Consider the following 24,526-nt stretch of genomic DNA (forward strand, 5'->3'; position numbering starts at 1 on the left):
CCACAAAAAACAAGGCCGCTGGCGTAGTATGCCGCCAACGACCTTGCCAGCCCCGGATATTGAAATTGGCCCTGCGCCATCCTGAAATTGGCTGCCATCCGGTGACGTGAGGATGGACCCAAAGCCTCCGATCATTTGTGAAACAGTTCACAAAGTTCCGGGAAAATTCGGCGGGACTTGTACCGAGTTCAGGCGCGGTTGCGGCGATGGCGATGCGCGCTGCGACTTGCATGAGCACGGGCGCGGACTGCTCCGTTTCGGACCACGGACTCCGTCGGCTCGGCACTCGGCGCGCTCGCAAAGGATTGCCGTAAGCTGTTGACGGCCTCGGTCAGGGTGGCGACCTGGTCGGAGAGCCGCTTGCTGTCGGCCTGCTGCGCGGCCAAGAGGCGTCGCATCGTCTGCAGCTGGTCCTGCACCATCTGCAGCTGATCAATGGATTCCTGCTGGGTTGCTTCGAGGCCCTTGGTCTTTTCCACCAGTTGCTCGGAAGCCTGCGCGGTGCGCGCCTGCAGCTGGCGCGCCGCCGCCATGCGATCGGGCTCAGGCGTAGATCCGCCATAGGCGCGCCACAGCGCGATGGTGGCAATGCCGACCACCAGCACCAGCAAGGCTGCGGCTGCAAGCGCGATCGGCTGCGTGCCGATCAGCTTGGGATCAACTGATTTGGGAGCATGTGGTCTGGTATCGCGCGTCAATGGATGCATCGCAAAACCCGCCGTCATCGAAAAAACGTGGTGCCCTGACTGACAGTCAGCGCTTGACCCAAGCAAAACAACTTCGACATCCGCGGAGGCGGCAGCGATCGCCCCTCGTGCCGCCGATCTGACGTCGCCAGATCGGAGGCAATGGTAAGCTTCTATTGGAAAATTCGACAAAAAGGAGGCGAGCAGCCTCATTCGTGGCAGCCGAATGCTGCAGGACAGCAAATCGTCCAGCCCGAGACCACTTGGTTGCGAGGTGGAAACCCCGAGGAGCTACTGCGCGCTAGAGCAGTTCTTGCAGATCATCAGCTTCTGCTTCAACCGCTCCTCGTCGGCCTGGTCGAGCGCCTGCTGTTCCTCATAGCCGACATCTCTGCGGTAACCTGTTGTGGAGCGGGCCGACATGGCATCCACGCTGTCAGCCTTGCGCCGGGCTTGTTTCCGCGCCGGTCGCACCTCGATGGAGTCGCTGTCTGATCCCATCGATTCCGTGGCGTAGAGGCCGTCCTCATCCGAGGCGGCAGCCACGGCCCTGGCTGGGGCGGGCGCCGCCGCAGGTGCGAGCGCTGCAGCCGGCGCGGGTGCCAAGCTACCTGCCAGCGGCGCGTTGCAGCTGCTCGGCGAGAGGCAGCAGTTCGAGAGGGTGACCGCTGCGGCGAGCAGCATGGCGCTTCGCAATATCATCATGGCCATTACCTAAGACGCAGGAGGTCGGAAAGTTCAAGGCTGACCTTAGCGGATCGGCCCACGAAGTCTCGCCATACGTTTAAAGCAAGGCCGAAAAAAGTTGCGGCCAGGCCTTGGGGGAGGCCTGGCCGCGCGCGAACCGGTCTGGGACGGGGAGGGGTGGGGATGTGACCGGGTCGCGTAACTCCGTTTGTTTTGGTCGCTGTCAGCGCTCTTTCGCGCTCGCAGTTGCCACCGCCGGTCGGCCGTCGCCCAATGAGACCCAAACATTGGGGTCACTTTGCGATTGCCGCTTCACGAAGCGGTAGCCAGTTTCGGTCCAGGCGACGACGTTTTCGTTCTGGTTGTCGAGAATGAACTCGCCCTTGTCGGTCTTGACGGTCAGCACCGCATGGCCTTCGCCTTTGCGGTCGCGCACCACCGTGATCAGCAGCGCCTCGCGTGGCCAGCCGGCATCGATCAGCAGCTTGCGCTTGAGCAGGACGTAATCCTCGCAATCTCCGTAGCCGTCGGTCGGCAGCGACCACTTCTCGACCACGCCCCAATGATCCATGTCGGTCATCGGCTTGACGTTCTCGTTGACCCAGCGGTTGACCTTCAGCAGGTCGCGCCAAGCGGTCTGTGACAGCACGATATCGCGGGGCTGAGAGGGAGTGCCACGGCACTCCTCCGGCGTGTCAGTGCAGAACTCGATCCAGCCGATCGGCGCGCGGGTCGTGTCGCCCAGGCTTGCGTAGAGCACTCGCTCATCTGCGGCATGGGCGGCTGCGCCCATTGCCAACAAGATGGCGCCCGCCGCCAACCCTTTCCCCAGTCCCGTCCGCTTGACCATTGTGGCCCCCGTTGTCGTTGGGACCACGTTTCGCACAAACAATTTGCCCGGCCGCTAAGTACTCGAAGTACATTTAAGTTGAATCCAAGTAGAGGTTGAATCTGTTTTGAGCTTTACTTGAATCTCATTTGAGTAAAATCCAACAAAACTGCATTTAATTAAAATGCGATGGATCTTGTCCGATCCTATTGATCTTGCTGGTTTTCTGCGCGCTTAGGTGCACGCACCTTACGCTCTGCGCGTTGGCCATGAACGCGCGCAACAGCCGGCGGCCGGTATCAGCCGACGCCGGTTGTCCCCGGAGACTTGCGGAATGGAGCGAGGCGGCGCTTTACCGCGCGGTAACGCTCTCTTCGAGCGTTTCAGCCAATTGCGAATGCAGGAACTCGATCGCGAAACCGTCTTCGAGATTGCGCACGACGCGCGCGGCCACGCGTCCGAGCATCACCTGCGACTTCAAGGGCGGCTTGGTCTCCGCGGCAATGGCTGCACCCGACAGCGACAGGTCGATGATGCGGCAGGTCATCTTGGTGCCGTCGTCGAGCGTGAGCACGGCGATCGGGTTGCGCGGAATGATACGATCGTGGCGGCGATCCTCCGGCAGATTGAGGATGTCGCGGTTGGCGAGCCAGGTCAGCTGTGCGGCCAGCTTGTCGCGTTTGCGTGCGGTTGCCCCGATCGTCATCGCAAAGCCGTTGTCGATGATCCGGGTGATCTTGCCCTCGACGCGACCGATATGGTCGAGATAGGCGATGACGCGGTCGCCGACATTGCCGATCCCAGGGGCAAGCAGCGCAAGTCCGCCGGGTGACATGTTGATCACCTGGCAGGGGAATTCACGCCGATCCGGCAGCATGTAGCGGCCGAGCAGGTGGACCTTCACCCGCTGAAAGCGACGGCGCTCCTCGGCGGCCGGAAGAGTCAATTTTTTGTTCGGCAACGCCATGTTTCGCCATTCAGTCCGGCTCTGTGGGATCGTACGACCCTACGTCCTTCAGGGTTAATGCGGCGTTACGGGATGTTCCCGGCAGGCGTCGCACCGCGGAAAGGCAGCGCTTAGGTTTGCCGAAGCTGATAGGGAAGAAGACGTGCGCATCGCGTTTTCGCGGCGAGCCAATCAAATAGGGGGAAACAATCATGCGATCTTTGATGGGCTTGGTGCTGGTGCTCGCCGGCGCCATGGTCGGATTTGCACCGGCTAACGCGGCCGACCTGAAGGTGACCCTGCTAGGCACCGGCACGCCGACGCCGCGGCTGTCGAGCTTCAGCGCGTCCACGCTGGTCGAAGCCGGGCCGGAGCGGCTCATCTTCGATCTCGGACGCGGGTCCACCATTCGCCTCTATCAGAAGAAGATCCCGCTCGGCTCGATCACCGCGCATTTCATCACCCACCTGCATTCCGACCACATCGTCGGTTTGCCTGACATGTGGCTGAGTGGCTGGCTCGGCACGCCCTGGGGCTCGCGTAAGTCGCCGATGGTGATCTTCGGTCCGAAGGGGACGGTTGCCATGACCGAAAATCTGACAAAGGCCTTTTCAGAGGACATCAGGATCCGGATCGCCGATGAAGGCTATTCGCCCGTCGGCATTGCCTTCGCTGCGACCGATATCGAACCGGGACTTGTCTACGACCATAACGGCGTCAAGGTGACCGCGATCGAGGTCAATCACGGCGAGAAGATCAAGCCGGCGCTGGGCTATGTCGTCGAGTTCGACGGCAAGAAGGTCGTCTTGTCGGGAGATACCAAGCCCGATCCAAGGGTGGCGAAGGCGGCCGAAGGCGCTGACCTCTTGATCCACGAGGTCGCCATGATCGATCCAGAGCTGCTGAAGACATTTCCGAGCTACCGTGCCATCGAGGACCATCATACTTCGCCGGAGGAAGCCGGGAGAATCTTCTCCGAGGCCAAACCGAAGCTCGCGGTCTACTCACATATCGTCTTCGCGACCGTGAAGCCGGTGCAGGATGTGCCGGAGGACGCGCTGGTTGCGCGCACGCGAGCGAACTATCAGGGCCCGCTGATCGTCGGGCGCGATCTGATGTCGTTCGTCATCTCCGATCACGTCGAGGCCTTTGCGCCGGACGGTACAGCGGCAAGTCTTGCACCATAGAACGTGCACCCTAGAACAAGCCTTGCGCCCTCGAAACGGGCGCGATACCGAGGAGCTCAAAGGGAAGAGAAACACGCCGCATGCCGACCAAATTGGCCTCGCTGTCGAAGCTCGCGACCAAGCCTCCGGTGTTCGAGCACATCATGGTCGAGCCGTCGGAATCCTTCTTGTGGCGGTGCGATGACTATCCCTGGGAACGCAACGTCTGGAACTATCATCCGGAATATGAGATCCATCTGATCCGCAACGCCTCGGGTGTCGCGCTGGTCGGCGATCACATCGGCCATTTCGGGCCCGGTCATCTCACCGTGGTCGGAAGCGGCTTGCCGCACGACTGGGTCACCGTCGTCGCGCCGGGCACCCGGATCCTGCAGCGCGACATCGTGCTGCAGTTTGATCCCGAGCGCATCAGGAGCGCCGCGTCAGTGCTGCCGGAGCTGGCGCAGGTCGATGCGTTCCTGAAGCGAGGGCTGCGCGGGCTCTCCTTCCATGGCGAGACCCAGCGCGTGGCCGCCGGCATGCTGGAGGAGATGGGGCGGATGAGCGCGCTCGCCCGGCTGTCGCATTTCCTGCGGCTGCTGCATCTTTTGAGCGTGTCCGAGGACTACGAGATCCTGTCGTCGGAAACCTTCACGCCAAATCTCGATGTCAGCGCGCTGGCGACGATCCAGCGGGCACTGGGATTCATCCACCAGAACTTCAATCGCGAAATTGCGCTCAGCGACATCGCAGCGATGTTCGGTATGAGCGAAACCGCGTTCTCCAGGTTCTTCAAGAAGAACACCGGCAACACCTTCACCGAGCACGTCACGATCCTGCGGGTCGCCGAAGCCTGCAAGCTGTTGTCCGATACGACGACCGCCATTACCGACATCTGTTTTGAGGTCGGCTATTCCAACATCTCGAACTTCAATCGCAAGTTCAAGGAACGTCGCGGCATGACGCCGTCACGCTACCGCGAACTGGCCCGTCGTCGCACACGATCGCGACTGGCGGTGTAATCGCCACAACGCGCTTGGAATCGAGCGCTGCTTTAGGCGTGCAACGCGCAGATCATGCGCAAAGCAGGGTGTGATCCACCCTGGGGCGCGTCTTGCAAAAAAGTACAGGTTTTGCGCATGGCGACCGCTAGGAAGCGGTCGGCGCGCTCGTATTTTCGCAATCAGCGGCGCATCCGAATGGCTCATGCAGATCAAGGACCAGCGATAAAGGTCCGAGCGCCGTGGTTCAGCAATGCCTTTGTTATCCAGGGAGGGAAGCATGGCACTTCATAACCGGCTATCGGTTTATCTCAGCGGCGTCCTGCTATCGACGGCGCTCGCCGGGTCCGCATTTGCGCAGAGCTGCAGCGGCTCAATCAAGGTGCTGGCGCAGACGCGCGACGGCCTGACATTGGCCGAAAAGTACAAGGGCGAGTTCGAGAAGCTCAGCGGCGGCGCCACCTTCGACATCGATTATCTGAACGAGAACGACCGCCGTGCCAAGACCAAGGCGGACGCCTCGACCGTCGGCAAATACAACGTCTACTATATCGACGAAGCCAACGTGGCGTTGTTCGCCTCGTCGAAATGGATCGTCCCGCTGCTCGACTACTATCCCAAGCAGTACGACTACTCGGATTTTGATCCCGGCCGCCAGAAGGTCGCGACCTACGACGGCAAGCCGTGGTTTGCGCCGCTGACCGGCGGCGGTGATCTCCTGGTCTACCGCAAGGACTTGCTGGAAAAAGCCGGCGTCCAGCCGCCCAAGACGCTCGATGAATTCATCGCCGCCGTGAAGAAGCTGCACGATCCCGCCAACGGAGTTTATGGCATCGCGCTGCGTGGGCAACGCGGATCGGGCGCCAATGTCTGGCGCTGGATGCCTTATTTCCGCGGCTTCGGCGGCAACTGGTTCGAAGGCAACACGCCGGTGTTCGACAGCGACGCTGCGGTCAAGGCAACCAATACCTATCTCGACTTGTTCAAATACTCCGCACCGGGCACGCAGACCGGCAGCTGGGACGAGTCGGTCGGCGCGTTTCTGTCTGGCCAGGTTGCGATGCTGGTCGAGTCGACGCCGCTGGTCGGCCTTGCGCTCGACCCGAAGGTCTCCAAGGTCGTCGGCAAGGTCGGCTATCTGCCGCCGCCAACGCCGCTGACCGGCGGCGGCTATGGACACGGCCTCGCGATCGGTGCCAAGGCGAACAAGACCGAGCAGGCGAAGGCCTGCGCCGGGCTCTTCATCGGCTGGGTGACGTCGAAGGAGAACGAGCAGCGGCGGCTGGACGCCGACCAGTTCAGCGAGCTCAATCGCACCAGCATCATGACCAGCGATGGCTTCGCCAAGAAATACGGCGCCGACCTCGGCAAGGCGCTCGCCGATACCGCGAAGGTGACGGCGGTCAACTTCTGGCAGGATCCGCAATGGCCCGATCTCGGCGACCACTGGGGCATCGAGCTCGAGGAACTCGTGACTGGTACCCGGAAGGACGTGAAGGGCAGCCTCGACGAGCTCAACGAGTTCGCAAAAGGCCTGATGGCGAAGCGCAAGTCCTGATCGGAAGGCTTCGATGAAGCGTGTGAGATGACGGCATGTACGTGTCGTCATCTCGCCTTTGCGCTAATCTCACCGCGCGGGACGCAAAGGGACGGGCCAAGGGAGGGAATCGCCAGATATGAAGTCCAAAACCTCCTTGCCGGCGGTGTTCATCTCGCCCTCGATGATTGTGCTCGCCGTCCTGGCCTTCGTTCCGACCGTGTTCGCGATCAATATCGCATTCCAGGACAAGCAGCTCAGCAGTGAGGACAGCCACTATGTCGGGTTGGCAAATTTCATCGCGCTGTTCTCCGACCGGCGCTTCCTGAATTCGATCGTCGTCTCGCTGACCTGGGAGGTCATGACGGTCGTGGCTACGATGTGCATCGCGGTCCTGCTCGGCATCCTCATGTTCGAGGCCGCCTCGGCGCGCATGCGCAACATCCTGTCGGTGGTGTTCCTGATCCCCGTGCTGATGCCGCGGGTGTCCGCGGCCTTCGTCTGGAAATTCGCGTTTCACCCGCTGTTCGGCCTGGCCGTCTATCCCTACAAGGCGATCACGGGACAGCCGCTCGACCTCTTGGCCAACCCGTCGACGGCGCTCGCCACGGTCGCCTTTGTCGACGTCTGGCAATGGTCGCTGTTCTTTTCGGTGATCATCCTGCATCTGCTCGAGAGCCTGCCGCATGAGCCGCTGGAGGCGGCCGAGCTCGATCATGCACGGACCTGGGAGCGCTATGCTTATGTTGCGCTGCCGATGCTCAAGATTCCGCTCATCAGCCTCACATTCGTGAAGATGATCGAGTCGCTGCGCTCATTCGACCTGATCTATGTGATGACGCGCGGCGGCCCGGGCATCAAGACCGAGACGCTCGACATGTACGCCTTCTCGCAGGGCTTCATCGAGTCCGGCAACATTTCCTATGCGTCGAGCATGGCCGTGCTGATGATGGTCGCCACGACCATCGCCTTCACCGCGCTGTGGAAGCGGGTGCACGCATGAGCAGCCGTGGCAGAGGCAAGTGGGTGGCGAAATCGGCTGTCGCTTTGGCGGCCGCAATTGCGGTGATTCCGGCGTTGTGGACGCTTCTGAACGCGTTCAAGAACCGGGTCGATCTCGTCACGCCAACGCCGCTGCTGATCTTCCACCCGACGCTGGACAACATCCTGTATGTGCTTGGCCGTGAGAGCGTCACCGCGGGCCTGATCAACTCCATCCTGGTCTCGGGCGCCTCGGTCCTGATCGGCATGGTGCTCGGCCTGCCTGCGGCCTATGCAGTCGCGCGCTATCCGATCAAACGGGCCGACGATATCCAGTTCTTCGTGTTGTCGCTGCGGTTCCTGCCGCCCGTGGCGGTCGCGATTCCCTTGATGGTGATCTGGCTCGATCTCGGCCTCTATGACAGCCGCGTCGCGCTGATCGCGACCTATACCTTGCTCACGCTGTCTTCCATCATCTGGCTCGCGGTGCCCGCATTCAAGCGCGTGCCGAAGGAAGTGGAGGAGGCGGCCAAGGTCGACGGCTACGGGCCTTATGCGATCTTCTTCCTGATCGCGCTGCCGGTCGCATCAAGGTCGCTGATCGGTGCGGTCGCCTTCAGCTTCGTGCTGGTCTGGAACGAGTTCCTGATCGCGCTGATGCTGACCACGTCGGACGCCAAGACGCTGCCGATCGTCGCCTCCGAGCTGACCCAGCTCGGCCGCGACGTGCCCTGGGGCATCCTGAACGCGTCCGTCATTCTACTTTCGCTGCCGCCGCTGCTGTTCATCGGCATCCTCAGCGGCTTCCTCAACAGCGTCATCAAGAAGAAAGCCTGAAGGAGGTTCGTCATGCGCGCTTTGGTTCTGGAGAAAAAAGGCGAGCTTGCGCTCCGCGATATCCAGCTCGATGACCGTCTCGGGCCGGAGGATGTCCGCATCAAGATCCACACCGTCGGCATTTGCGGCAGCGACGTGCATTACTACACGCATGGCCGGATCGGCAGCTATGTGGTGGAGGCGCCGATGGTGCTGGGTCACGAAGCTGCCGGCACAGTGACCGAAGTCGGCAGCGAGGTGAGCGGGCTCAAGGTCGGCGATCGCGTCTGCATGGAGCCCGGCGTGCCCAATCTGGCCTCCCGTGCCTCCAAGCTCGGCAAGTACAATGTCGATCCGGCCGTCAGGTTCTGGGCGACGCCGCCAATCCACGGCGTGCTGACGCCGAGCGTCATTCATCCGGCCGCCTTCACTTTCAAGCTGCCGGACAATGTCTCGTTTGCCGAGGGCGCGATGGTCGAGCCGTTCGCGATCGGCATGCAGGCCGCGGCCCAAGCGCGGATCAGGCCCGGCGATGTCGCAGCCGTGGTCGGATGCGGCCCGATCGGCATCATGGCAGCGCTAGCCGCGCTCGCCGGCGGTTGCGCCAAGGTCTACATCTCCGATGTAAGCGCCGAGAAGCTCGCAATCGCCGCCGGCTACGACGGCATCGTGCCGGTGAACATCCGCAACGAAAGCCTGGCCTCGGTCATCGCGCGGGAGACGGGTGGCTGGGGTGCCGATGTCGTGTTCGAGGCCAGCGGCAATCCGAAGGCGTTCGAAGACCTGTTTGCGATCGTCCGGCCTGCCGGCGCGGTGGTGCTGATCGGCCTGCCGGTCGAGCAGGTCGCATTCGACGTGGTCGGCGCCATCGCCAAGGAGGCCCGTATCGAGACCGTGTTCCGCTATGCCAACGTGTTCGACCGGGCGCTTGCGCTGATTGCCGCCGGGAAGGTCGACCTCAAGCCGCTGGTCACCGGCACCTATAAGTTCGAAGAGAGCATCACCGCGTTCGAGCGGGCCGCCTCCGGTCGGCCGACCGACGTCAAGCTGCAGATCCTGGTCGAGGGCTGACCATCGTGGCCAGAATATCCTGCTCGCATGTCTGCAAGTCATATGGCCCGCTCGAGGTCGTGAAGGACTTTAATCTCGAGGTCGAGGACCACGAGTTCGTCGTGTTCTTAGGCCCGTCCGGCTGCGGCAAGTCGACGATCCTGCGCATGGTGGCCGGGCTCGAGGACATCTCGGGCGGGACGATCTCGATCGACGGCAAGGTCGTCAACGACCTGCTTCCGCGGGAGCGGGGTGTCGCGATGGTGTTCCAGAACTACGCGCTCTATCCGCATATGAGCGTGTTTGCCAACATCGCTTTCGGTCTGAAGCGGATGCGGGTGCCGCGAGAGGACATCGAACGTCGTGTGCACGAGGTCTCGGCGATCCTGGGCCTGGAGGCGCTGCTCGAGCGCAAGCCGGCGCAATTGTCGGGCGGGCAGCAGCAGCGGGTGGCGATCGCGCGCGCCATGATCAAGACGCCGGCCGTGTTCCTGTTCGACGAGCCATTGTCCAATCTCGATGCCAAGCTGCGCAGTCACATGCGCGTCGAGATCGCACGTCTGCACAAGCGGCTGAAGACTACGACGATCTATGTCACCCACGATCAGCTCGAGGCCATGACGCTCGCGGATCGCATTGTCGTGCTGCGGGCCGGCCTGATCGAGCAGGTCGGCACGCCTGCGGAGATCTATGGATTTCCGAGGAGCCGTTTCGTCGCCGATTTCGTCGGATCGCCGCGCATGAACCTGCTTGATGTCACGGTCGGGGAGGCGCCCGACAACAAATGGGCGCTGTCGACCGGGCACGAGACGTTCCTGGTCGAGCGCGGCCGCTTCGACCTGCATCGCGGCATGCGTGCCGTGCTCGGCATCCGGCCCGCCAATTTGAAATCCACCTCGCCTGATATCAGGCTCAACGGCCTCTCGGGGATCGTCGACCTGGTCGAATATCTCGGTGACGGCGTGCTGCTCACGATCGCGCTTCCCGGCGAGCCGGCACGGCAGGTCACGGCCTTGGTGCCGGCCGAAGCCGCGCCCGTCGCGGGGACGGTGGTCGGTTTCGGCACGCCGCCTGAGGCGATCCATGTGTTCGATGCGGAGACCGGCAAGTCCTGCCGCAGCGCTTATCTTGGCGCCGCTGAAGTCGGGCAGAGCATGCGAGATGCGTCCTAGCTTGCGCGCCGGTGCCAGGCGCTAGCTAACGCAAGCCCTCATAGACCATCAAGCCGCGGGCGAGCGCCAGCTTGCGCAAGGTGCGTGGCACGATCGGCTCCGGCGGGCGATGGACATAGCGCCAGGACACGATCTCGAGCGGACCGAGGGTGCTGTGCGGTTGCTCGAACGGCGCGAGCAGGCCGGTGAGGCTGATCGGCTCATGCGCGCGCGTGTTGAACGGCAACATCAGCAGCTCGAGATGGGCGCGCGACTGATCGGGCGAGGGGGCCGTGACGCCGACGACCGCGGGCAGCATTTCCTCCGAGACCACCGTCACGATCTCCTCGATCTCGCGGCGGCTATGGGCAGCGAATTGCGCCGGGAAGCTCTTGTCTTTCATATCGCCGCCGAGCAGCGCGCAGAGCCGCGTTCCGGCCATCCGGAACGGGAAGCCTGCATCCGGATCGCAGGAGAGCACGAAGATGTCGCCGAGCAGTTCGCGCACCGCGGACGGCTCGATTTCGCTACGGTCGGGGGCGCGGGCGAAGCCGCGCTGAGTGTCCCAATAGGCGAAGAAATCGCGATTGGACGGATGTTTCATCGAACTTACCCCTGGCCCCTGTGATCAAGCGGGACATTTCTGTCTCGCTCTCGGCCAGGTGCCTCCCTGGTTTGTTGTGCAGGAGGGATGTTGCAGCGTCCATGCCGATGCGGTGACTGCGCCTGCTTTTCCCGGGCCTTCCCATCGTTAAGGTTAAATTAACGATGTGCTTGGCAACTGAGGAACGGCCGGTAAGATCATGCGTATCAAGCTTGCGCTGGAAGGTGGAAGGTCCGGCGCAAGACGGTGAAGCGAACGACACGAGGCGGCGTCAAACAGTCTGGTCACGCGACGGGGAGGGGTGGGGATCTGGTCCCGGCGGCTCTCCGCAGCTTAAGGCCGGCAAACCTCAAGGAGGGAGGGCTTTCTCAGAGCCCTCCCTTATTCTTTTCGCCGCGTCCTCATGCGATCAACAGGCCGTTTGTGCGCTTGCGTAAGGACGCCAAAGCCGCCTATCTGGGCCCTCTGCTGTCCTCCTGCTGAAGGCGCCCACCCCCTTGGAATCGTCGCCAGACCTCCCGCAAGAGCTCCCGCCGGTGCCTCCGCGCGAGCCGATCCTAACGCTGCCCGGCGCGCTGACAGCCTATGTGCTCCTGATCGCTGCGATCCATCTGCGCGTCCTGCTGCCGCTGGAGTGGGAGAACTGGACCGTCGATGTGTTCGGCTTCATTCCCAAGCGCTACGATTCCACGCTGATGAACGTCGACTTCCCTGGTGGCGCCGGGGCCAAGGTCTGGACCTTTGTCAGCTATTCGCTGTTGCATGCCAATCTGACCCACATCGGATTCAACGTCCTGTGGCTGTTGCCGTTCGGCAGCGCATTGGCGCGCCGTTTCGGCGCGCTCAGGTTCTTCCTGTTCATGGCCGTGACCGCCGCAGCCGGCGCGCTGGCACACCTGCTGACGCATGAGCACGAGATCGCGCCAATGATCGGAGCGTCGGCGTCGGTCTCGGGCACGATGGCCGCCGCGATGCGGTTTGCCTTTGTGCAGGGCAGCTTCCTGTCCTTTAGCCGTGGCGACGCGGAGGCCGCGGCCAGGGTCCCGGCCTTGTCGCTGTCGCGTGCGCTGCGCAATCCGCGCGTGCTCGGCTTCCTCTCGGTCTGGTTCGTCGTGAACATCATCTTCGGCGTCTGGTCGCTCTCGATCGGGACCGACGGCGCCAGCGTGGCATGGCAGGCGCATATCGGTGGCTTCATCGCCGGATTGATCCTGTTTGCGCTGTTTGATCCCGTGCCGCACACGCGCGATGCTGCACCTGCGTCGCCGCCGGCGGAGCGTGAGCTGCACTGATCGCGTGCTTGCGATAGCAGGCGATTTCATTCATCATCACACGCTCGCAAAGCGGGCGGAAAGCCCCATGTGAGGTGGCGGCGTCAGCGTCGCAGCGGATATGCACGCTGGCCTGCCGAGGTTGGCTGCAGTGAATGCAGCGCTCAAACTGTTGATTTAGACTCGTGAAACGCCAAGCCGAAAGCCGCCCCGCGCAAGAAGGGTGGGACCGGCTTCTCAAGGAGACAAGTCGATGACAGTACGCGCAATCCTCGATACCAAGGGCCATCAGGTTGAGAGCGTCGAGCCGGAAACAACTCTTGCCGATGCCGCCAAGCGTCTGGCCGAGCGCAAGATCGGCGCTGTTCTGGTCATGACAGGAACGCGCATGGAAGGCATCCTGTCCGAGCGCGATATCGTTCGGGTCTTGGGCGAGCGCGGGGCCGAGGTGCTCGACGAGCCGGTCTCCAGCATCATGACCCGCCGGGTCGTGAGCTGCCGGCCGGCGGACACGGTCTCCGCCATCATGGAAATGATGACGCTCGGAAAATTCCGACACCTCCCGGTCATTGATGGCGGCCTCGTCGTGGGCCTCATCTCGATCGGCGACGTCGTGAAATGGCGCGTTCAGGAATACGAGAACGAGCAGGAAGCCCTCCGTCAGTACATCAAGACGGCGTAGCTCCGTCTGGAGGCGTGATGACGCCGATCGCGTCCTGGAGCGAATCCAGGGCGCGCTCGGCGGCACGCGTGCCGGCCGCGATCAGGTCGGCGGCGCGATGAAAGTCGAACCAGCCGATCTGGCCGACGCGCGGCGTGATCAGGAGGTCCGGCGGATCGCCCGCGAGACGTGCGCGGGTGATGCGGTCCTGCATGATGTTGAACGCATCCACCATGACGGACGAGATGCCGGGCCGGCCGCCGCCGCCGAAGAACTCGCGTTTGACCGTGCGCTCGGGCGAGAAGAACTTGCCGAAGCGCCGCTTCGGCGGGGTGGGTTCGATGATCGTCTCCGGCACCTCGACCGGCTGGCCGTGTGAATAGATCGTCGTGGAATGGGTGAACACGTCGCTCGAGAGGTTGGCGGCGATGACGATCTCGGCTCCGAGCGCGCGCGCCGCCGATACCGGGACCGGATTGACCAGCGCGCCGTCGACCAGCCAGCGGTCGCCGATCAGGACCGGCGCGAAGATGCCGGGCAGCGCATAGGAGGCGCGCATCGCATCGACCAGCCGGCCATGGGTCAACCAGATCTCGTGGCCGGTGCGCACTTCCGTCGCCACGGTCGCCACCTTCATGGAGAGCTCTTCGATCGTGGTCCGGCCGAGCGACGCCTCGAGCTGGGCGGCCAGCTTCTCGCCACCGATCAGGCCGGAGCCGTTGAGGCGGATGTCGAGATAGCCGAGCACGCTGCGGATCTGCAGGCTGCGCGCCCATTCCTCCAGCGTGTCGAGGTGACCGGCGGCAAAAGCACCGCCGACCACGGCGCCGATCGACGTGCCGACCACGACATCAGGTACGATGCCGTGCGCAAGCAGGGTGCGAATCACGCCGATATGGGCGAAACCGCGCGCCGCGCCACCGCCCAAGGCGAGCCCGATCACAGGCTTGCGGATGGCACCAAGCCCGACCTTGCCGTTCTCCTCTGTGCCGTTCTGACGGCGCCCAATCAACATATCCAACACGACAACCATCTCCAGGGCGTACGCTCTTGATCCGTCACACGGCAGACTACGCAGTCAAACCAGCCCCTCACCAGTTCGGAGCGGAAGCATGGTTTATGCCCGCTCATGCTCCGGCGTCCGACTTCGTTCCATTCGCAATGGCCTCATAAGCGAACTTCGGAGTTCAATTCCGAACCGCCACCCCGGTGAACTCCGGACGCGCCGCACGAGGGGCAGATCTGATGGCGCCATTTTCCGGTTCCGACAACCCCATGCGGCCTCGTGCGATGTTGTGGCGCGGCTGGATTGCTGCAACGCACGAAGATGTGACCAACGTGCCGGAAACGCGGCATCCCTTGGTCCACCGTGGATACACAGGCTTGAATTCGCCGCGTTTTCGGTGAAAAGCAGGACGATGATGACGAGACGTGGCGGCATGACCAGAGACCGGCGCGGCGCAAGGCTGCGCGCGCTGTTGGCCGCGGCCACTTTGCTCGGCGCAGGCGGCGTTGGGCCGGCGAACGCGCAATTCTTCAGCGACCGGCCGCCGCCGGTACCGCCGGCCGCTGTGCCCGATCCGGGCGCCGCGGTCAGCCTTGCACCGCCGTCCGGCCCCGCTGCCGGAGCGCCGCCGCCGATGCCGACCGCGCCCCCATCCGTCGCAGCGGTGCCACCCGCCGCAACGCCTGCCGCGCCGCCGCAGACGCCGAGCGCGCCCACTCCCACGCAAGCCGTGCTCGCGCTGTCGGCGCGCTACGGCAAGGACCTGCCGAACGTCAATGGCGGCCTGGTCTGGCGGGTCTTCGCCGACCGTCCCGACGAGACCGGCACCTTCAAGATGCTGCGGGAAGACCGCACGGCGACCCCGAACATCGTGCTGCCGCCGGGCAATTACGTGGTCCACGTCTCGCTCGGCCTGGTGAGCGCCGTGCGCACGGTGAGCCTGAAGACGGACACCGATCGCGAATCGTTCGTGCTGCCGGCCGGCGGGTTGCGGCTGGAGGGGCGCGTCGGCGCCAGCAAGATCCCGCAGAACCAGCTCACCTTTGCAATCTACAAAGGCAGCCAGTTCGAGGGCGGCGAGCGGCCGCCCTTGGTGCCGAGCGTGGCGGCCGGCGATGTGCTGCTGCTGCCCGAAGGCACCTATTACATCGTCTCTAACTATGGCGACGCCAATTCGGTGGTGCGCTCGGATATTCGCGTGCAGGCCGGCAAGCTGACCGATGTCACCGTGACCCACCGTGCGGCCGTGATCACCTTGAAGCTGGTATCGGACAAGGGCGGCGAGGCACTTGCGAACACGGCGTGGTCGGTTATCAATCCCGGCGGCGACGTGATCAAGGAATCGATCGGCGCGTTTCCGAAGGTGGTGCTGTCGGAAGGCGAATATCGCGCAATCGCCAAGAACGAAGGCAAGGTCTTCGAGCGCACCTTCAGCGTCGTGAACGGCGTCGATGGCGAGGTCGAGGTGATTGCGCGCTGACTGTGCGCCGGCGTGCGCGTTGGACACGCCAACACACCGATCTGTGTTGATTGGTCGTAAAATTGCAATAACCATCGGTCGACTTCAAACTGTCATAATTCGCAATTTCCGCGAAATTTGTTTTCATTTTTACAAGGCATTAAGCCGCCCCTTCATTGGATACCGGCAGCGCCACATTGTGCAGCGCGCCGCCGCTCATCAGCTCGCGACGCGACCCGCGCAAATGCATGGTGCCGCAAAGACGTGCGCCGCTCTGCGGCGGGCTTCCCCGGGAGGAATTGCTTGCGAGGAAGGCTGTTCGGAAGCAGCGGCCCTGGCGCTGAGAAGCGCCTGCGCGTGCGGAATTGCGTAGGAATTGTATGAGTGCCGTCAAGAAGAAACCGTCCGCGAAAATCAATCACGATCTGTTCGAGGATATCCCTGTCCTCCAACGTAAGTGGCAGGCCGCGCTGAAGCCCGGCCAGGGGCTGCCGCGCTACGAAGATGTCATGCTCGGCAGTCTGGGACGCCTTGCCGATCACATCGCGGTCCTGAAGCGGGAGAACGGCGCGTTGGAAATTTCGCGCACCGGACGCTATGTGCAGCAATGGCTGCAGGACGAGCGCTGGGACATCGCGGTCGAGATCGTATCGCCGGATTGCGCAACCGTGCTGCGCGAAGCCGCCAATTGCGCATTGTCGAAGCGGCATCCTTATCTTGCGACGTGCCATTGCGTGCGCGACGGCATGGTGCGCACCTACGACGTGCTGGCGCTGCCGACCAGCTCGCGCTGGGGCGGCATCCTGATCGGGACCTATGTGAACGAGCGGTCCGCCCAGTACAATCTGCTCGATGCGATCTTCTCGACGACCGAGGACGGCGTGGTCTCGCTGGCCACCATCCGCGACGCAGCCGGTGCGCCTTGCGACTTCCAGATCGTCCATCACAATCAATCGGCCGCCAGGCATCTCAAGCTGCCATCGTCGCGCCTGCAATGGAGCCGCCTCAACGACGGCGGCAACATCCTGTGCGCGGAAGACGTCATGATGCGTCTGTTCGACGTGGTCTCGCGTGGTGGGCATGACCAGTTCGAAGTCGACAGCGATGAGCGCAATCTGCGGCTGGGCGCCCATGCCTTTGGCGATATCGTCTCGCTGACCATTGCCGACGTGACGGCGCTGAAGCGCCGCGAAGCGTCGTTCCGCCTGCTGTTCGACGCCAATCCGGTGCCGATGTGCATCTTCGACAAGACGACCGCGGAAATCCTCAACGTCAACGACGCGGCTGTCCGGCATTACGGCTACAGCCGCGCGCAGTTTCTGCGCAGGACCATCTGGCAACTCTGGCCGCCCGGCGAATGGGAGAGCCTGGACCAGGCCTTGGAGGACCTCGCCGAGACCGATCATTTTCAGCGCGACTGGCGCCACCTCAAGGCCGATGGCAGTGAGATCGAGGTCTTGACCTACGGCCGGCGGGTCACCTTCGACGGCCGTGACGGCTTTCTGGTCTCGATCGTCGACATCACCGAGCGTCGCAAGGCCGAGGCGCGCATTGCCTATATGGCGCACCATGACGGGCTCACCGGCCTGCCCAATCGCGAATTCTACCAGGAACGCCTCAAGCAGGCGCTGGAGCAGGGCGCCGCCGGCAACAAGCGCGTCGCGATCATGTGCGTCGACCTCGATCTGTTCAAGAACGTCAATGATTCGCTCGGTCACCCCATCGGCGATCGCCTGTTGCAGGCGGTCGCCAACCGGCTCAAGGAGCAGGCGCGCGGTGGCAATCTGGCGGCGCGGCTCGGTGGCGACGAGTTTGCGGTGATCTTGAACGACGCCGGAACGTCCAGCAACATCAGCGAATTTGCCGCTGATCTGATCGAGGTCCTCAGCGCCCCCTACGAGATCGAGGACCAGGAGCTCGTGATCGGCGCCTCGATCGGGATCGCGGTGTCGCCGTATGACGGCTCGAGCAGCGAGCAACTGATGAAGAACGCCGACATGGCGCTGTACCGCGCCAAGCAGGATGGCGGCCGCGTGCACCGCTTCTTCGAAACGGATATGGATCGCCAGGCGCAAAAGCGCCGCGACCTCGAGCACGATCTGCGCCATGCGTTTGCCCATGGCGAATTCGAACTGCACTATCAGCCGCTGGTGGACGTCGCATCCAACCGCATCAGCTGCTTCGAGTCGCTGTTGCGCTGGCGGCATCGCGAGAAAGGCATGATCTCGCCCGCCGATTTCGTTCCTGTCGCCGAGGATATCGGGCTGATCGTGCCGCTCGGGGAATGGGTGCTGCGCGAGGCCTGCAGCGTCGCCGCCAAATGGCCTGACGGAATCAAGGTTGCGGTCAATCTCTCCGCGGTGCAGTTCCGCAGCCGCAACCTGGTCCAGGTCGTGATGTCGGCGCTGGCGCAGTCCGGGCTCGCACCGACCCGGCTCGAGCTCGAGATCACCGAATCGATCTTCCTGGCGGAGACCGAGGCCAATCTCGCGACCTTGCACCAGCTCCGGCAGCTTGGCGTCAGCATCTCGATGGACGATTTCGGCACCGGCTATTCCAGCCTCAGCTATCTCCGCAGCTTCCCGTTCGACAAGATCAAGATCGACCGCTCCTTCGTGAAGGATCTCGCGCAGCGTTCGGACTGTGTCGCGATCGTGCGGGCGATCTCCGGGCTCGGCCGCAGCCTGAACATCACGACGACGGCCGAGGGCGTCGAAACCGTCGATCAACTCGACTGGCTGCGGGCGGAGGGTTGCAACCAGGTGCAGGGCTTTCTGTTCAGTGCCGCCAAGCCGGCGTCCGAAGTCGAAGAGCTTCTGGTCCGCTTCGGGGCGCGCGGCTCGAGGGCGGCGTAACGGCGGCTGTCCGTGCGGCTTGCGGGTCACGTTGGGTTTCCCTGTCGAGGCATCGAACCGCCACTATTATTCTCGCCGTCTTCGCCCGCGAAGGCGGGCGATCCAGTATTCCACCGGCAGTGATGATGACCCGAAATGCCGCGGCGTACTGGATGCCCCGCCTTCGCGGGGCATGACGGCGTAAAATGACGACATGTAGTTCAATTAAAGCACGCTCCAGCATCTCGCGGCACGTCGTGCCCGAGTGATGCGACCAGCATCTCCCTTTCGAAAATCGAGAGGGCGCAGGGAAGGCCGGGAGCTTGCCGCCCCCATGGCCCGCCTGCATCAAAGAAAGCAGGCGGCAGTCACCACAGGTTCGGCTGAGACATCCCGGCCCTCCCTGCGCGATAGTTTACGGCTTATACGCGCTCTCCTTGGGGACCGGCTTGATTGCCCCCACTGCGTGATGCGAAGCATCGTCGCGAGCGACAACGCGCGAGCGCGTTGCGCAGGACGCCAGCACCGGGGCGTCAGGACCACACGATTTCGCCGTCCGTGCCGGACCGCGCTCGTCAAGCGCAGCCTTCACGTCCACCGCATCCCGCACTCCACGTATCGTGACGACGCGTACGCCCCTCTGCACGAGGCGGGATGGCGATAGATAAGCACGATTTCTGAAAAAACGAAAGAAGATTCTTTGGCTGAGCGGGCAGCAGGAAGGCGTACCCGTTGAAATCGTTCCCGAACTTCGTGTTTTGGCACGATGGTCTCTTGCTCATTCTTCTATCGTTGGCGTAGCCCGCATCCCCTTCGTGCAAAGCGGTAACGAGATCGGCAGTCGCAGATTTGCCGCAAGGTCCGTATCTGGTATCTTGTCTCGTCGGAATGTGGACTGCCCGCCCCGGTTGCTTCCCAGAAAACACCGAATCAGGATCCTGAGAAGCGCTGCAGACTCGGCGCAGTGTTAGGAATGTCGACCGATGCGCCTGCTGATGCGCTTTTTCAGTTTCTTCTTCGCGGCGGGCACTGTCGTGTTCCTGATCGGCGCGGCCGCCGTAGCCGGCCTGTTCTGGCACTTCTCGAAGGACCTGCCGGATTATTCGCAACTCCAGAATTACGAGCCGGCGGTGATGACCCGCGTGCACGCGGCCGACGGATCGCTTGTTGGCGAATATGCCCGGGAGCGCCGGCTTTATCTGCCGATCCAGGCCGTGCCAAAGCTCGTGATCAACGCGTTCCTCGCAGCCGAAGACAAGAACTTTTACGAACATGGCGGCATCGACTTCTCCGGCATGGCACGCGCAGCGCTGGCCTATGCGCAGCATTTCGGCTCGGACCGGCGTCCGCAGGGCGCGTCCACCATCACGCAGCAGGTCGCGAAGAACTTCCTCCTGACGAACGAGGTGTCGTTCACCCGCAAGATCAAGGAAGCGCTGGTTGCGATGCGCATCGAGCGCGCTTATTCCAAGGACAAGATCCTGGAGCTCTATCTGAACGAGATCTATCTGGGCTCGGGCGCCTATGGCGTCGCCGCCGCCGCATTGGTCTATTTCGACAAGTCGGTCAACGAGCTCACGGTCGCCGAGGCGTCTTATCTGGCCGCGCTGCCCAAGATGCCCGGCAGCCTGCATCCGATCCGCAATCATGATCGCGCGATCGAGCGGCGCAATTACGTGGTCGACCGGCTGTTTGAAAATAGCTGGATCAACAAGGCCGATGCCGACGCGGCGCGCAGGGAGCCGATCACGATCAGCACTCACGCTGGGAGCGCGCACACCTTCGCGGGTGAGTTTTTTGCCGAGGAAACACGACGCGATTTGTTTGACCGTTACGGCGAGAAGAAGCTTTATGAGGGTGGGCTATCGGTGCACACCACGCTCGATCCGAAGATCCAGGTCATGGCGCGTAAGACCATGGTGGCGGGCCTGGTGCGCTACGACGAGGAGCAAGGCTATCGCGGACCGGTCAGCAAGCTCGATATCTCCGGTGACTGGGGCGTGAAGCTCGCCGAGATCAAATCGCTTTCGGACATCTCGCCGTGGCGGCTGGCAGTGGTGCTGGAGACGAGCGGCCAGTCGGCGCGAATCGGCTTCCAACCGGGCCGCGAGCTTGGCGCGCTCAGCAAGGAGCGGCAGACCGGGTTGATCTCGCTTGAGGGCGTCAAATGGGCCAGGGCGGCTTCCGGACCTGGGCGCGGCCGGACGCCGAGCTCGGTCGCGCAGGTGCTGCAGCCGGGCGACGTGATCTATGTCGATCCGCTCTACAAAGAGGGCCGCCCGGTCGAAGGCCAGTACCGGCTGGAGCAGTTGCCTGAAGTTTCCGGCGCCATGGTGGTCATGGAGCCTAACACCGGACGCGTGGTGGCGATGGTCGGCGGCTTCTCTTTCGATCAAAGTCAGTTCAATCGCGCCACGCAAGCCTATCGGCAGCCCGGTTCGACCTTCAAGCCGATTGTCTATTCTGCCGCGCTCGACAACGGCTATACGCCGTCCAGCATGATGGTCGATGCTCCCATTGAAGTCGACCAGGGTGAAGGAGGCGATGTCTGGCGTCCTGACGACTTCTCGAACGGCAAATATCTCGGACCGACCACGCTTCGAAATGCGCTGCGGCTGTCGCTGAACACGGTGACGGTGCGCCTGGCGCAGGATATCGGCATGCCCCTGATTTCCGAATACGCCAAGCGGTTCGGCATCTATGACGAGGTTCCCAACTATCTGTCCTACTCGCTCGGCACCGGCGAGACCACTGTCATGCGAATGGTCACGGCGTACTCGATGATCGCCAACGGCGGCCGCCGTGTTAAGCCGACTCTGATCGATCGCATCCAGGATCGCTACGGTCACACCATATTCAGGCACGACGCCCGCGAATGCCGCGGTTGCGAGGCACCTGAGGGGTGGCACAATCAGGCCGAGCCGCAGCTCGTCGATCGTCGTGAGCAGGTGCTGGACACCATGACGACCTATCAGATCACCGAACTGATGGAAGGGGTCGTCCAGGGCGGCACCGCGATTGCCCTCAAGGAGGTCGGCAAGCCGATTGCCGGGAAGACCGGAACGACCAACGAGGCCAAGGATGTCTGGTTCGTCGGGTTCTCGCCGGATCTCGTCATCGGTCTGTATGTCGGCTACGACAAGCCACGCAGTCTTGGCAGAACAGCGCAGGCCGCGCGTATCACAGCGCCGATTGCCCGCGACTTCATGAAGCTGGCGCTGATCGACAAGCCAGCGACACCATTCAAAATCCCCGCCGGCATCAAGCTGGTCCGCGTCGATGCCAGGACCGGCATGCGCGCCGTCCCAGGCCAGGCTGGCGCCATCCTCGAACCCTTCAAACCTGGCACAGCGCCGCCGGACAGCTTCTCGACAATGAGCGAAGCCGATCCCGACCGCGCACTTGTTCCACAGGGCACTGCGCTGGACACCGGCGCGGTCATGCGGCCAGGGACCGGCGGCCTTTACTAACGCGCGGCCACAGCGAAGCGCTGGCGGATAGCTGCTCCCCAGCGTAGTCTACCGAGATCGGCCCTGGAGAGGCCGAGTGTTCAATGGAGGATGCCCAAATGCCGGCTCGCCGTGCCGTGGGACTGTTATCTGCAGCTGCGATCCTGCTCAGCGCCAATCTGAGCGCCGGGCAGGCCAAGCCACTCATGATCGTCGGCCTGGACGAAAAATTGCTGTGGGACGACGGCGGGAAGCCGATCCTGTTCCCGCCGGGCAAGGATCAGGTCCTGATCGTCGATCTCGCAGACCCTGAAAGCCCGAAGATCGTCGCGTCCCTGTCGCTCAAGAACTCCGTGGTCGGGCCGCCGGTGAACGTGGCGATCGATCCGAGCGGGACAATCGCGCTGGTGGCTGATTCCGTCGATGTCGTGAAAGACGGTGACGCGCTCAAGCAGGTGCCTGACAACAAGATCTATGTGCTCGATCTCGCGGCCAGCCCACCCAAGCTTGCGGCTACGCTGACCGGTGGCAAACAACCTTCCGGCCTGAGCTTCAGTCCGGACGGCAAGATGGCGCTGGTTGCCAATCGCGGTGACAATTCGATCAGTGTGCTTGCGGTCAATGGCACCGACGTCAAGATTGTCGACACGGTCGCCATGCCGGACAGCGTCTCGCATGTAGCGTTCGCGCCGGACGGCAAGCGCGCGCTTGCCGCTCGCTTCCCTGCTCACAAGATCTCGATCCTGGATGTCGCCGGTGACAAGGTGTCCTACAGCAAGATCGATCTTCCGGCCGGGCAATGGCCTTACAATGTCGCGGTCGCGCCGAGTGGGAAGATTGCGCTCACCTCCGACAACGGCAATGCAGGCGCCTCGGACGGGAGCGTCGACACCACAAGCGTCATCGATCTCGAAGCCAATCCGCCGCGCATCATCGATCGCGTGGTCGTCGGTGACGGACCGGAAGGGCTCGCCATCAGTCCGACCGGGGATATTGCCGCATCTGTTATCCTCCGCGGCTCCAACCAAAAGAACGCCTACTTCTATGAAAAAAACGGAAGCATCACGGTTCTGAAAATCGACGGCAAGACCGTCAGCAAGACCCAGGATGTCGAGGTCGGTGGATTGCCCGAGGCTGCGGCGTTCACGCCCGACGGCAAATATCTCCTGGTCGGCAACTACCTGACCCAGGATTTTTCGATCCTGAAGGTCGAGGGCGGCAAGGTCGTGGACACCGGCAAGCGCTTTCAGGTGCCGGGGCACCCGGCGTCGGCCAGGATGGGGCCGTAGCGCGCGCCACCAAATCCAGTGTGGCGCGTTTGACATTCGCTTGAGCATATCTGCTGGTGATCCCAGGCGAGTGTCAGTCGCAAAGCCACACTGGATGTTGCGTCATGTCAGCATCGTTCGGCTCCGATGTTCGCAGGTGAGCGCGCCGCCCGTCAGGCGTTGCTCGACCAATCTCCCGCCCTCCAAGTCAACTAGGGCGAGGTACTTCGCTAGCCGGCGCACTGCTTTCGAAATTCGGCGGGCGTCATGTTCATGAAACGGCGGAAGATCCGGTTGAGATGGCTCTGATCGGCAAATCCACTCAGAAGCGCGATCTCCTTCAGCGGGAGCCGGTCCTGGCGCAAGTGATGACATGCGCGCGCGACCTTCCGGCCGAGCACGTAGGTATGCGGCCGCATTCCGTAATGGACATGGAATTTGCGTGCGAACTGCACCTGCGTGCAGTTGCAAATGTTGGCCAGTTCCTCGAGCGTGATATTCCTGGAAATATTCTGCTCGACATAATCTTCGATCAGTCGTGCATGCGTCGGTCGGAAGCGCCCCTGCGAACAGGGCATTTTGAACTCGACCGAGGCGTATTTTCGTAGGATGTGCACGCTGGCTTGGAGCGCCAGCGCATCATAGCAGAGTCGACCGCCCGGGCCTCCGTCCGCAACCTCCTGCACCATTCGCTCGCTGATCCAGGACAGGACCGAATCCTCGATGCGCAGCAGATCGTGGAGCTCGATCGATACAGCATCGCGGTCGAAGGCCTCGCTTGCGGTTCTCACCATCCAGGCCGGGGAGATGTACAAGTGGCTCACCTCAATATCGTGGCTCCAGCGCCAGTTCGACGCTTCCGCGCGGGTGAGCAGCGTCGTCGCGCCGCGTCCCACCTGATCCTGCTTCCAGGCGCCCGTTACACGACGGTTCATCGAGGTCGTGCCGACGCGATAGGAGACGATCAGGAAGTTCTCGGACGGTGGTACCCAGATGTCTGATGGTGCATAGCGGAAGACGCGTAGCCGAAGCTCGGGCTTTCCGACCGCCATACTATCGAGCATCAACTCGCCGGGAGCGTAATGTGGCAGCTCCTCGACCGTAATAAGTTGGCCCATCGCGTG

General features: G+C 62.8%; 20 protein-coding genes. 13 read left to right on the forward strand and 7 right to left on the reverse strand.

What is annotated here, in order from left to right:
* Positions 1–188: 188 nt before the first annotated feature.
* The 4 genes from BRAS3843_RS01670 to BRAS3843_RS01685 form a co-directional block, all read right to left on the reverse strand.
* Positions 189–707 carry a hypothetical protein gene (locus BRAS3843_RS01670; protein ID WP_035980570.1) on the reverse strand — a complete coding sequence of 173 codons (519 nt, stop codon included), beginning with the start codon at positions 705–707 and terminating at the stop codon, positions 189–191.
* 270 nt (positions 708–977) lie between these two features.
* Positions 978–1,370 (reverse strand): hypothetical protein, encoded by a 393-nt coding sequence (locus BRAS3843_RS41955; protein WP_244425094.1) that lies wholly within the window; start codon positions 1,368–1,370, stop codon positions 978–980.
* Positions 1,371–1,596: 226 nt separating this feature from the next.
* Entirely contained in the window at positions 1,597–2,223 is a 627-nt protein-coding gene (locus BRAS3843_RS01680) for a transglutaminase-like cysteine peptidase (RefSeq protein WP_035980547.1), read from the reverse strand.
* 331 nt (positions 2,224–2,554) lie between these two features.
* Positions 2,555–3,169: a PilZ domain-containing protein gene (locus BRAS3843_RS01685; RefSeq protein WP_035980549.1), complete on the reverse strand. Its 615-nt coding sequence runs from the start codon at positions 3,167–3,169 to the stop codon at positions 2,555–2,557.
* Positions 3,170–3,360: 191 nt separating this feature from the next.
* Between BRAS3843_RS01685 and BRAS3843_RS01690 the strand changes: the two genes are divergently transcribed.
* The 7 genes from BRAS3843_RS01690 to ugpC all read left to right on the forward strand — a co-directional run bounded on the left by BRAS3843_RS01690 (position 3,361) and on the right by ugpC (position 10,871).
* Positions 3,361–4,335, forward strand: coding sequence for an MBL fold metallo-hydrolase (locus BRAS3843_RS01690; protein WP_008966953.1), 975 nt, complete (start codon positions 3,361–3,363; stop codon positions 4,333–4,335).
* Between the two features lie 80 nt (positions 4,336–4,415).
* Positions 4,416–5,336, forward strand: coding sequence for an AraC family transcriptional regulator (locus BRAS3843_RS01695; RefSeq protein ID WP_008966954.1), 921 nt, complete (start codon positions 4,416–4,418; stop codon positions 5,334–5,336).
* A gap of 259 nt (positions 5,337–5,595) precedes the next feature.
* Positions 5,596–6,873, forward strand: a complete 1,278-nt coding sequence (locus BRAS3843_RS01700) for a sugar ABC transporter substrate-binding protein (protein ID WP_008966955.1) — start codon at positions 5,596–5,598, stop codon at positions 6,871–6,873.
* A 118-nt stretch (positions 6,874–6,991) separates the two neighbouring features.
* Positions 6,992–7,855, forward strand: a complete 864-nt coding sequence (locus tag BRAS3843_RS01705; RefSeq protein ID WP_008966956.1) for a sugar ABC transporter permease — start codon at positions 6,992–6,994, stop codon at positions 7,853–7,855.
* Positions 7,852–8,670: a carbohydrate ABC transporter permease gene (locus tag BRAS3843_RS01710; protein ID WP_008966957.1), complete on the forward strand. Its 819-nt coding sequence runs from the start codon at positions 7,852–7,854 to the stop codon at positions 8,668–8,670. Before BRAS3843_RS01705 ends, BRAS3843_RS01710 begins: the two co-directional genes overlap by 4 nt.
* Before the next feature lie 12 nt (positions 8,671–8,682).
* Positions 8,683–9,720: an NAD(P)-dependent alcohol dehydrogenase gene (locus BRAS3843_RS01715; protein WP_008966958.1), complete on the forward strand. Its 1,038-nt coding sequence runs from the start codon at positions 8,683–8,685 to the stop codon at positions 9,718–9,720.
* A 5-nt stretch (positions 9,721–9,725) separates the two neighbouring features.
* Positions 9,726–10,871, forward strand: coding sequence for a sn-glycerol-3-phosphate ABC transporter ATP-binding protein UgpC (gene ugpC / locus BRAS3843_RS01720; RefSeq protein WP_008966959.1), 1,146 nt, complete (start codon positions 9,726–9,728; stop codon positions 10,869–10,871).
* A 25-nt stretch (positions 10,872–10,896) separates the two neighbouring features.
* On the opposite strand, the gene BRAS3843_RS01725 is transcribed toward ugpC, so the two are convergent.
* The gene (locus BRAS3843_RS01725) at positions 10,897–11,454 is read right to left on the reverse strand and encodes a PAS domain-containing protein (RefSeq protein ID WP_008966960.1); all 558 of its coding nucleotides are present in this window, start codon (positions 11,452–11,454) and stop codon (positions 10,897–10,899) included.
* A gap of 497 nt (positions 11,455–11,951) precedes the next feature.
* On the opposite strand from BRAS3843_RS01725, the gene BRAS3843_RS01730 reads away from it, so the two are divergent.
* Both BRAS3843_RS01730 and BRAS3843_RS01735 read left to right on the forward strand, forming a co-directional pair.
* Positions 11,952–12,746, forward strand: a complete 795-nt coding sequence (locus tag BRAS3843_RS01730) for a rhomboid family intramembrane serine protease (protein WP_035980552.1) — start codon at positions 11,952–11,954, stop codon at positions 12,744–12,746.
* A gap of 232 nt (positions 12,747–12,978) precedes the next feature.
* Positions 12,979–13,407, forward strand: coding sequence for a CBS domain-containing protein (locus BRAS3843_RS01735; protein WP_008966963.1), 429 nt, complete (start codon positions 12,979–12,981; stop codon positions 13,405–13,407).
* Here BRAS3843_RS01735 and BRAS3843_RS01740 read toward each other — a convergent pair.
* Positions 13,394–14,410, reverse strand: coding sequence for a patatin-like phospholipase family protein (locus tag BRAS3843_RS01740; RefSeq protein WP_008966964.1), 1,017 nt, complete (start codon positions 14,408–14,410; stop codon positions 13,394–13,396). The two genes, BRAS3843_RS01735 and BRAS3843_RS01740, sit on opposite strands and share 14 nt — an antisense overlap.
* 397 nt (positions 14,411–14,807) lie before the next feature.
* On the opposite strand from BRAS3843_RS01740, the gene BRAS3843_RS01745 reads away from it, so the two are divergent.
* The 4 genes from BRAS3843_RS01745 (at position 14,808) to BRAS3843_RS01760 (ending at position 23,423) form a co-directional block, all read left to right on the forward strand.
* Entirely contained in the window at positions 14,808–15,872 is a 1,065-nt protein-coding gene (locus BRAS3843_RS01745; protein ID WP_035980573.1) for a hypothetical protein, read from the forward strand.
* A gap of 359 nt (positions 15,873–16,231) precedes the next feature.
* Positions 16,232–18,706, forward strand: coding sequence for an EAL domain-containing protein (locus tag BRAS3843_RS01750; protein ID WP_008966967.1), 2,475 nt, complete (start codon positions 16,232–16,234; stop codon positions 18,704–18,706).
* A gap of 962 nt (positions 18,707–19,668) precedes the next feature.
* Positions 19,669–22,155, forward strand: a complete 2,487-nt coding sequence (locus BRAS3843_RS01755) for a penicillin-binding protein 1A (protein ID WP_008966969.1) — start codon at positions 19,669–19,671, stop codon at positions 22,153–22,155.
* Between the two features lie 98 nt (positions 22,156–22,253).
* Positions 22,254–23,423: a beta-propeller fold lactonase family protein gene (locus BRAS3843_RS01760; RefSeq protein WP_008966970.1), complete on the forward strand. Its 1,170-nt coding sequence runs from the start codon at positions 22,254–22,256 to the stop codon at positions 23,421–23,423.
* Between the two features lie 209 nt (positions 23,424–23,632).
* Here BRAS3843_RS01760 and BRAS3843_RS01765 read toward each other — a convergent pair whose 3' ends face one another.
* On the reverse strand, positions 23,633–24,520 hold the full coding sequence (locus BRAS3843_RS01765; protein ID WP_008966971.1) for an AraC family transcriptional regulator: 888 nt from the start codon (positions 24,518–24,520) through the stop codon (positions 23,633–23,635).
* Between the last annotated feature and the right edge of the window lie 6 nt (positions 24,521–24,526).

This window comes from Bradyrhizobium sp. STM 3843 (genome assembly GCF_000239815.1).
GTDB lineage: Bacteria > Pseudomonadota > Alphaproteobacteria > Rhizobiales > Xanthobacteraceae > Bradyrhizobium.

Coding starts and splice junctions, on each gene's coding strand:
- BRAS3843_RS01755 (WP_008966969.1), top strand. CDS start 19,669: ATGCGCCTGCTGATGCGCTTTTTCAGTTTCTTCTTCGCGGCGGGCACT.
- BRAS3843_RS01735 (WP_008966963.1), top strand. CDS start 12,979: ATGACAGTACGCGCAATCCTCGATACCAAGGGCCATCAGGTTGAGAGC.
- BRAS3843_RS01745 (WP_035980573.1), top strand. CDS start 14,808: ATGACGAGACGTGGCGGCATGACCAGAGACCGGCGCGGCGCAAGGCTG.
- BRAS3843_RS01680 (WP_035980547.1), bottom strand. CDS start 2,223: ATGGTCAAGCGGACGGGACTGGGGAAAGGGTTGGCGGCGGGCGCCATC.
- BRAS3843_RS01760 (WP_008966970.1), top strand. CDS start 22,254: ATGCCGGCTCGCCGTGCCGTGGGACTGTTATCTGCAGCTGCGATCCTG.
- BRAS3843_RS01725 (WP_008966960.1), bottom strand. CDS start 11,454: ATGAAACATCCGTCCAATCGCGATTTCTTCGCCTATTGGGACACTCAG.
- BRAS3843_RS01715 (WP_008966958.1), top strand. CDS start 8,683: ATGCGCGCTTTGGTTCTGGAGAAAAAAGGCGAGCTTGCGCTCCGCGAT.
- BRAS3843_RS01695 (WP_008966954.1), top strand. CDS start 4,416: ATGCCGACCAAATTGGCCTCGCTGTCGAAGCTCGCGACCAAGCCTCCG.
- BRAS3843_RS01765 (WP_008966971.1), bottom strand. CDS start 24,520: ATGGGCCAACTTATTACGGTCGAGGAGCTGCCACATTACGCTCCCGGC.
- BRAS3843_RS01670 (WP_035980570.1), bottom strand. CDS start 707: ATGCATCCATTGACGCGCGATACCAGACCACATGCTCCCAAATCAGTT.
- BRAS3843_RS41955 (WP_244425094.1), bottom strand. CDS start 1,370: ATGCTGCTCGCCGCAGCGGTCACCCTCTCGAACTGCTGCCTCTCGCCG.
- BRAS3843_RS01705 (WP_008966956.1), top strand. CDS start 6,992: ATGAAGTCCAAAACCTCCTTGCCGGCGGTGTTCATCTCGCCCTCGATG.
- BRAS3843_RS01710 (WP_008966957.1), top strand. CDS start 7,852: ATGAGCAGCCGTGGCAGAGGCAAGTGGGTGGCGAAATCGGCTGTCGCT.
- BRAS3843_RS01690 (WP_008966953.1), top strand. CDS start 3,361: ATGCGATCTTTGATGGGCTTGGTGCTGGTGCTCGCCGGCGCCATGGTC.
- BRAS3843_RS01700 (WP_008966955.1), top strand. CDS start 5,596: ATGGCACTTCATAACCGGCTATCGGTTTATCTCAGCGGCGTCCTGCTA.
- BRAS3843_RS01750 (WP_008966967.1), top strand. CDS start 16,232: ATGAGTGCCGTCAAGAAGAAACCGTCCGCGAAAATCAATCACGATCTG.
- BRAS3843_RS01685 (WP_035980549.1), bottom strand. CDS start 3,169: ATGGCGTTGCCGAACAAAAAATTGACTCTTCCGGCCGCCGAGGAGCGC.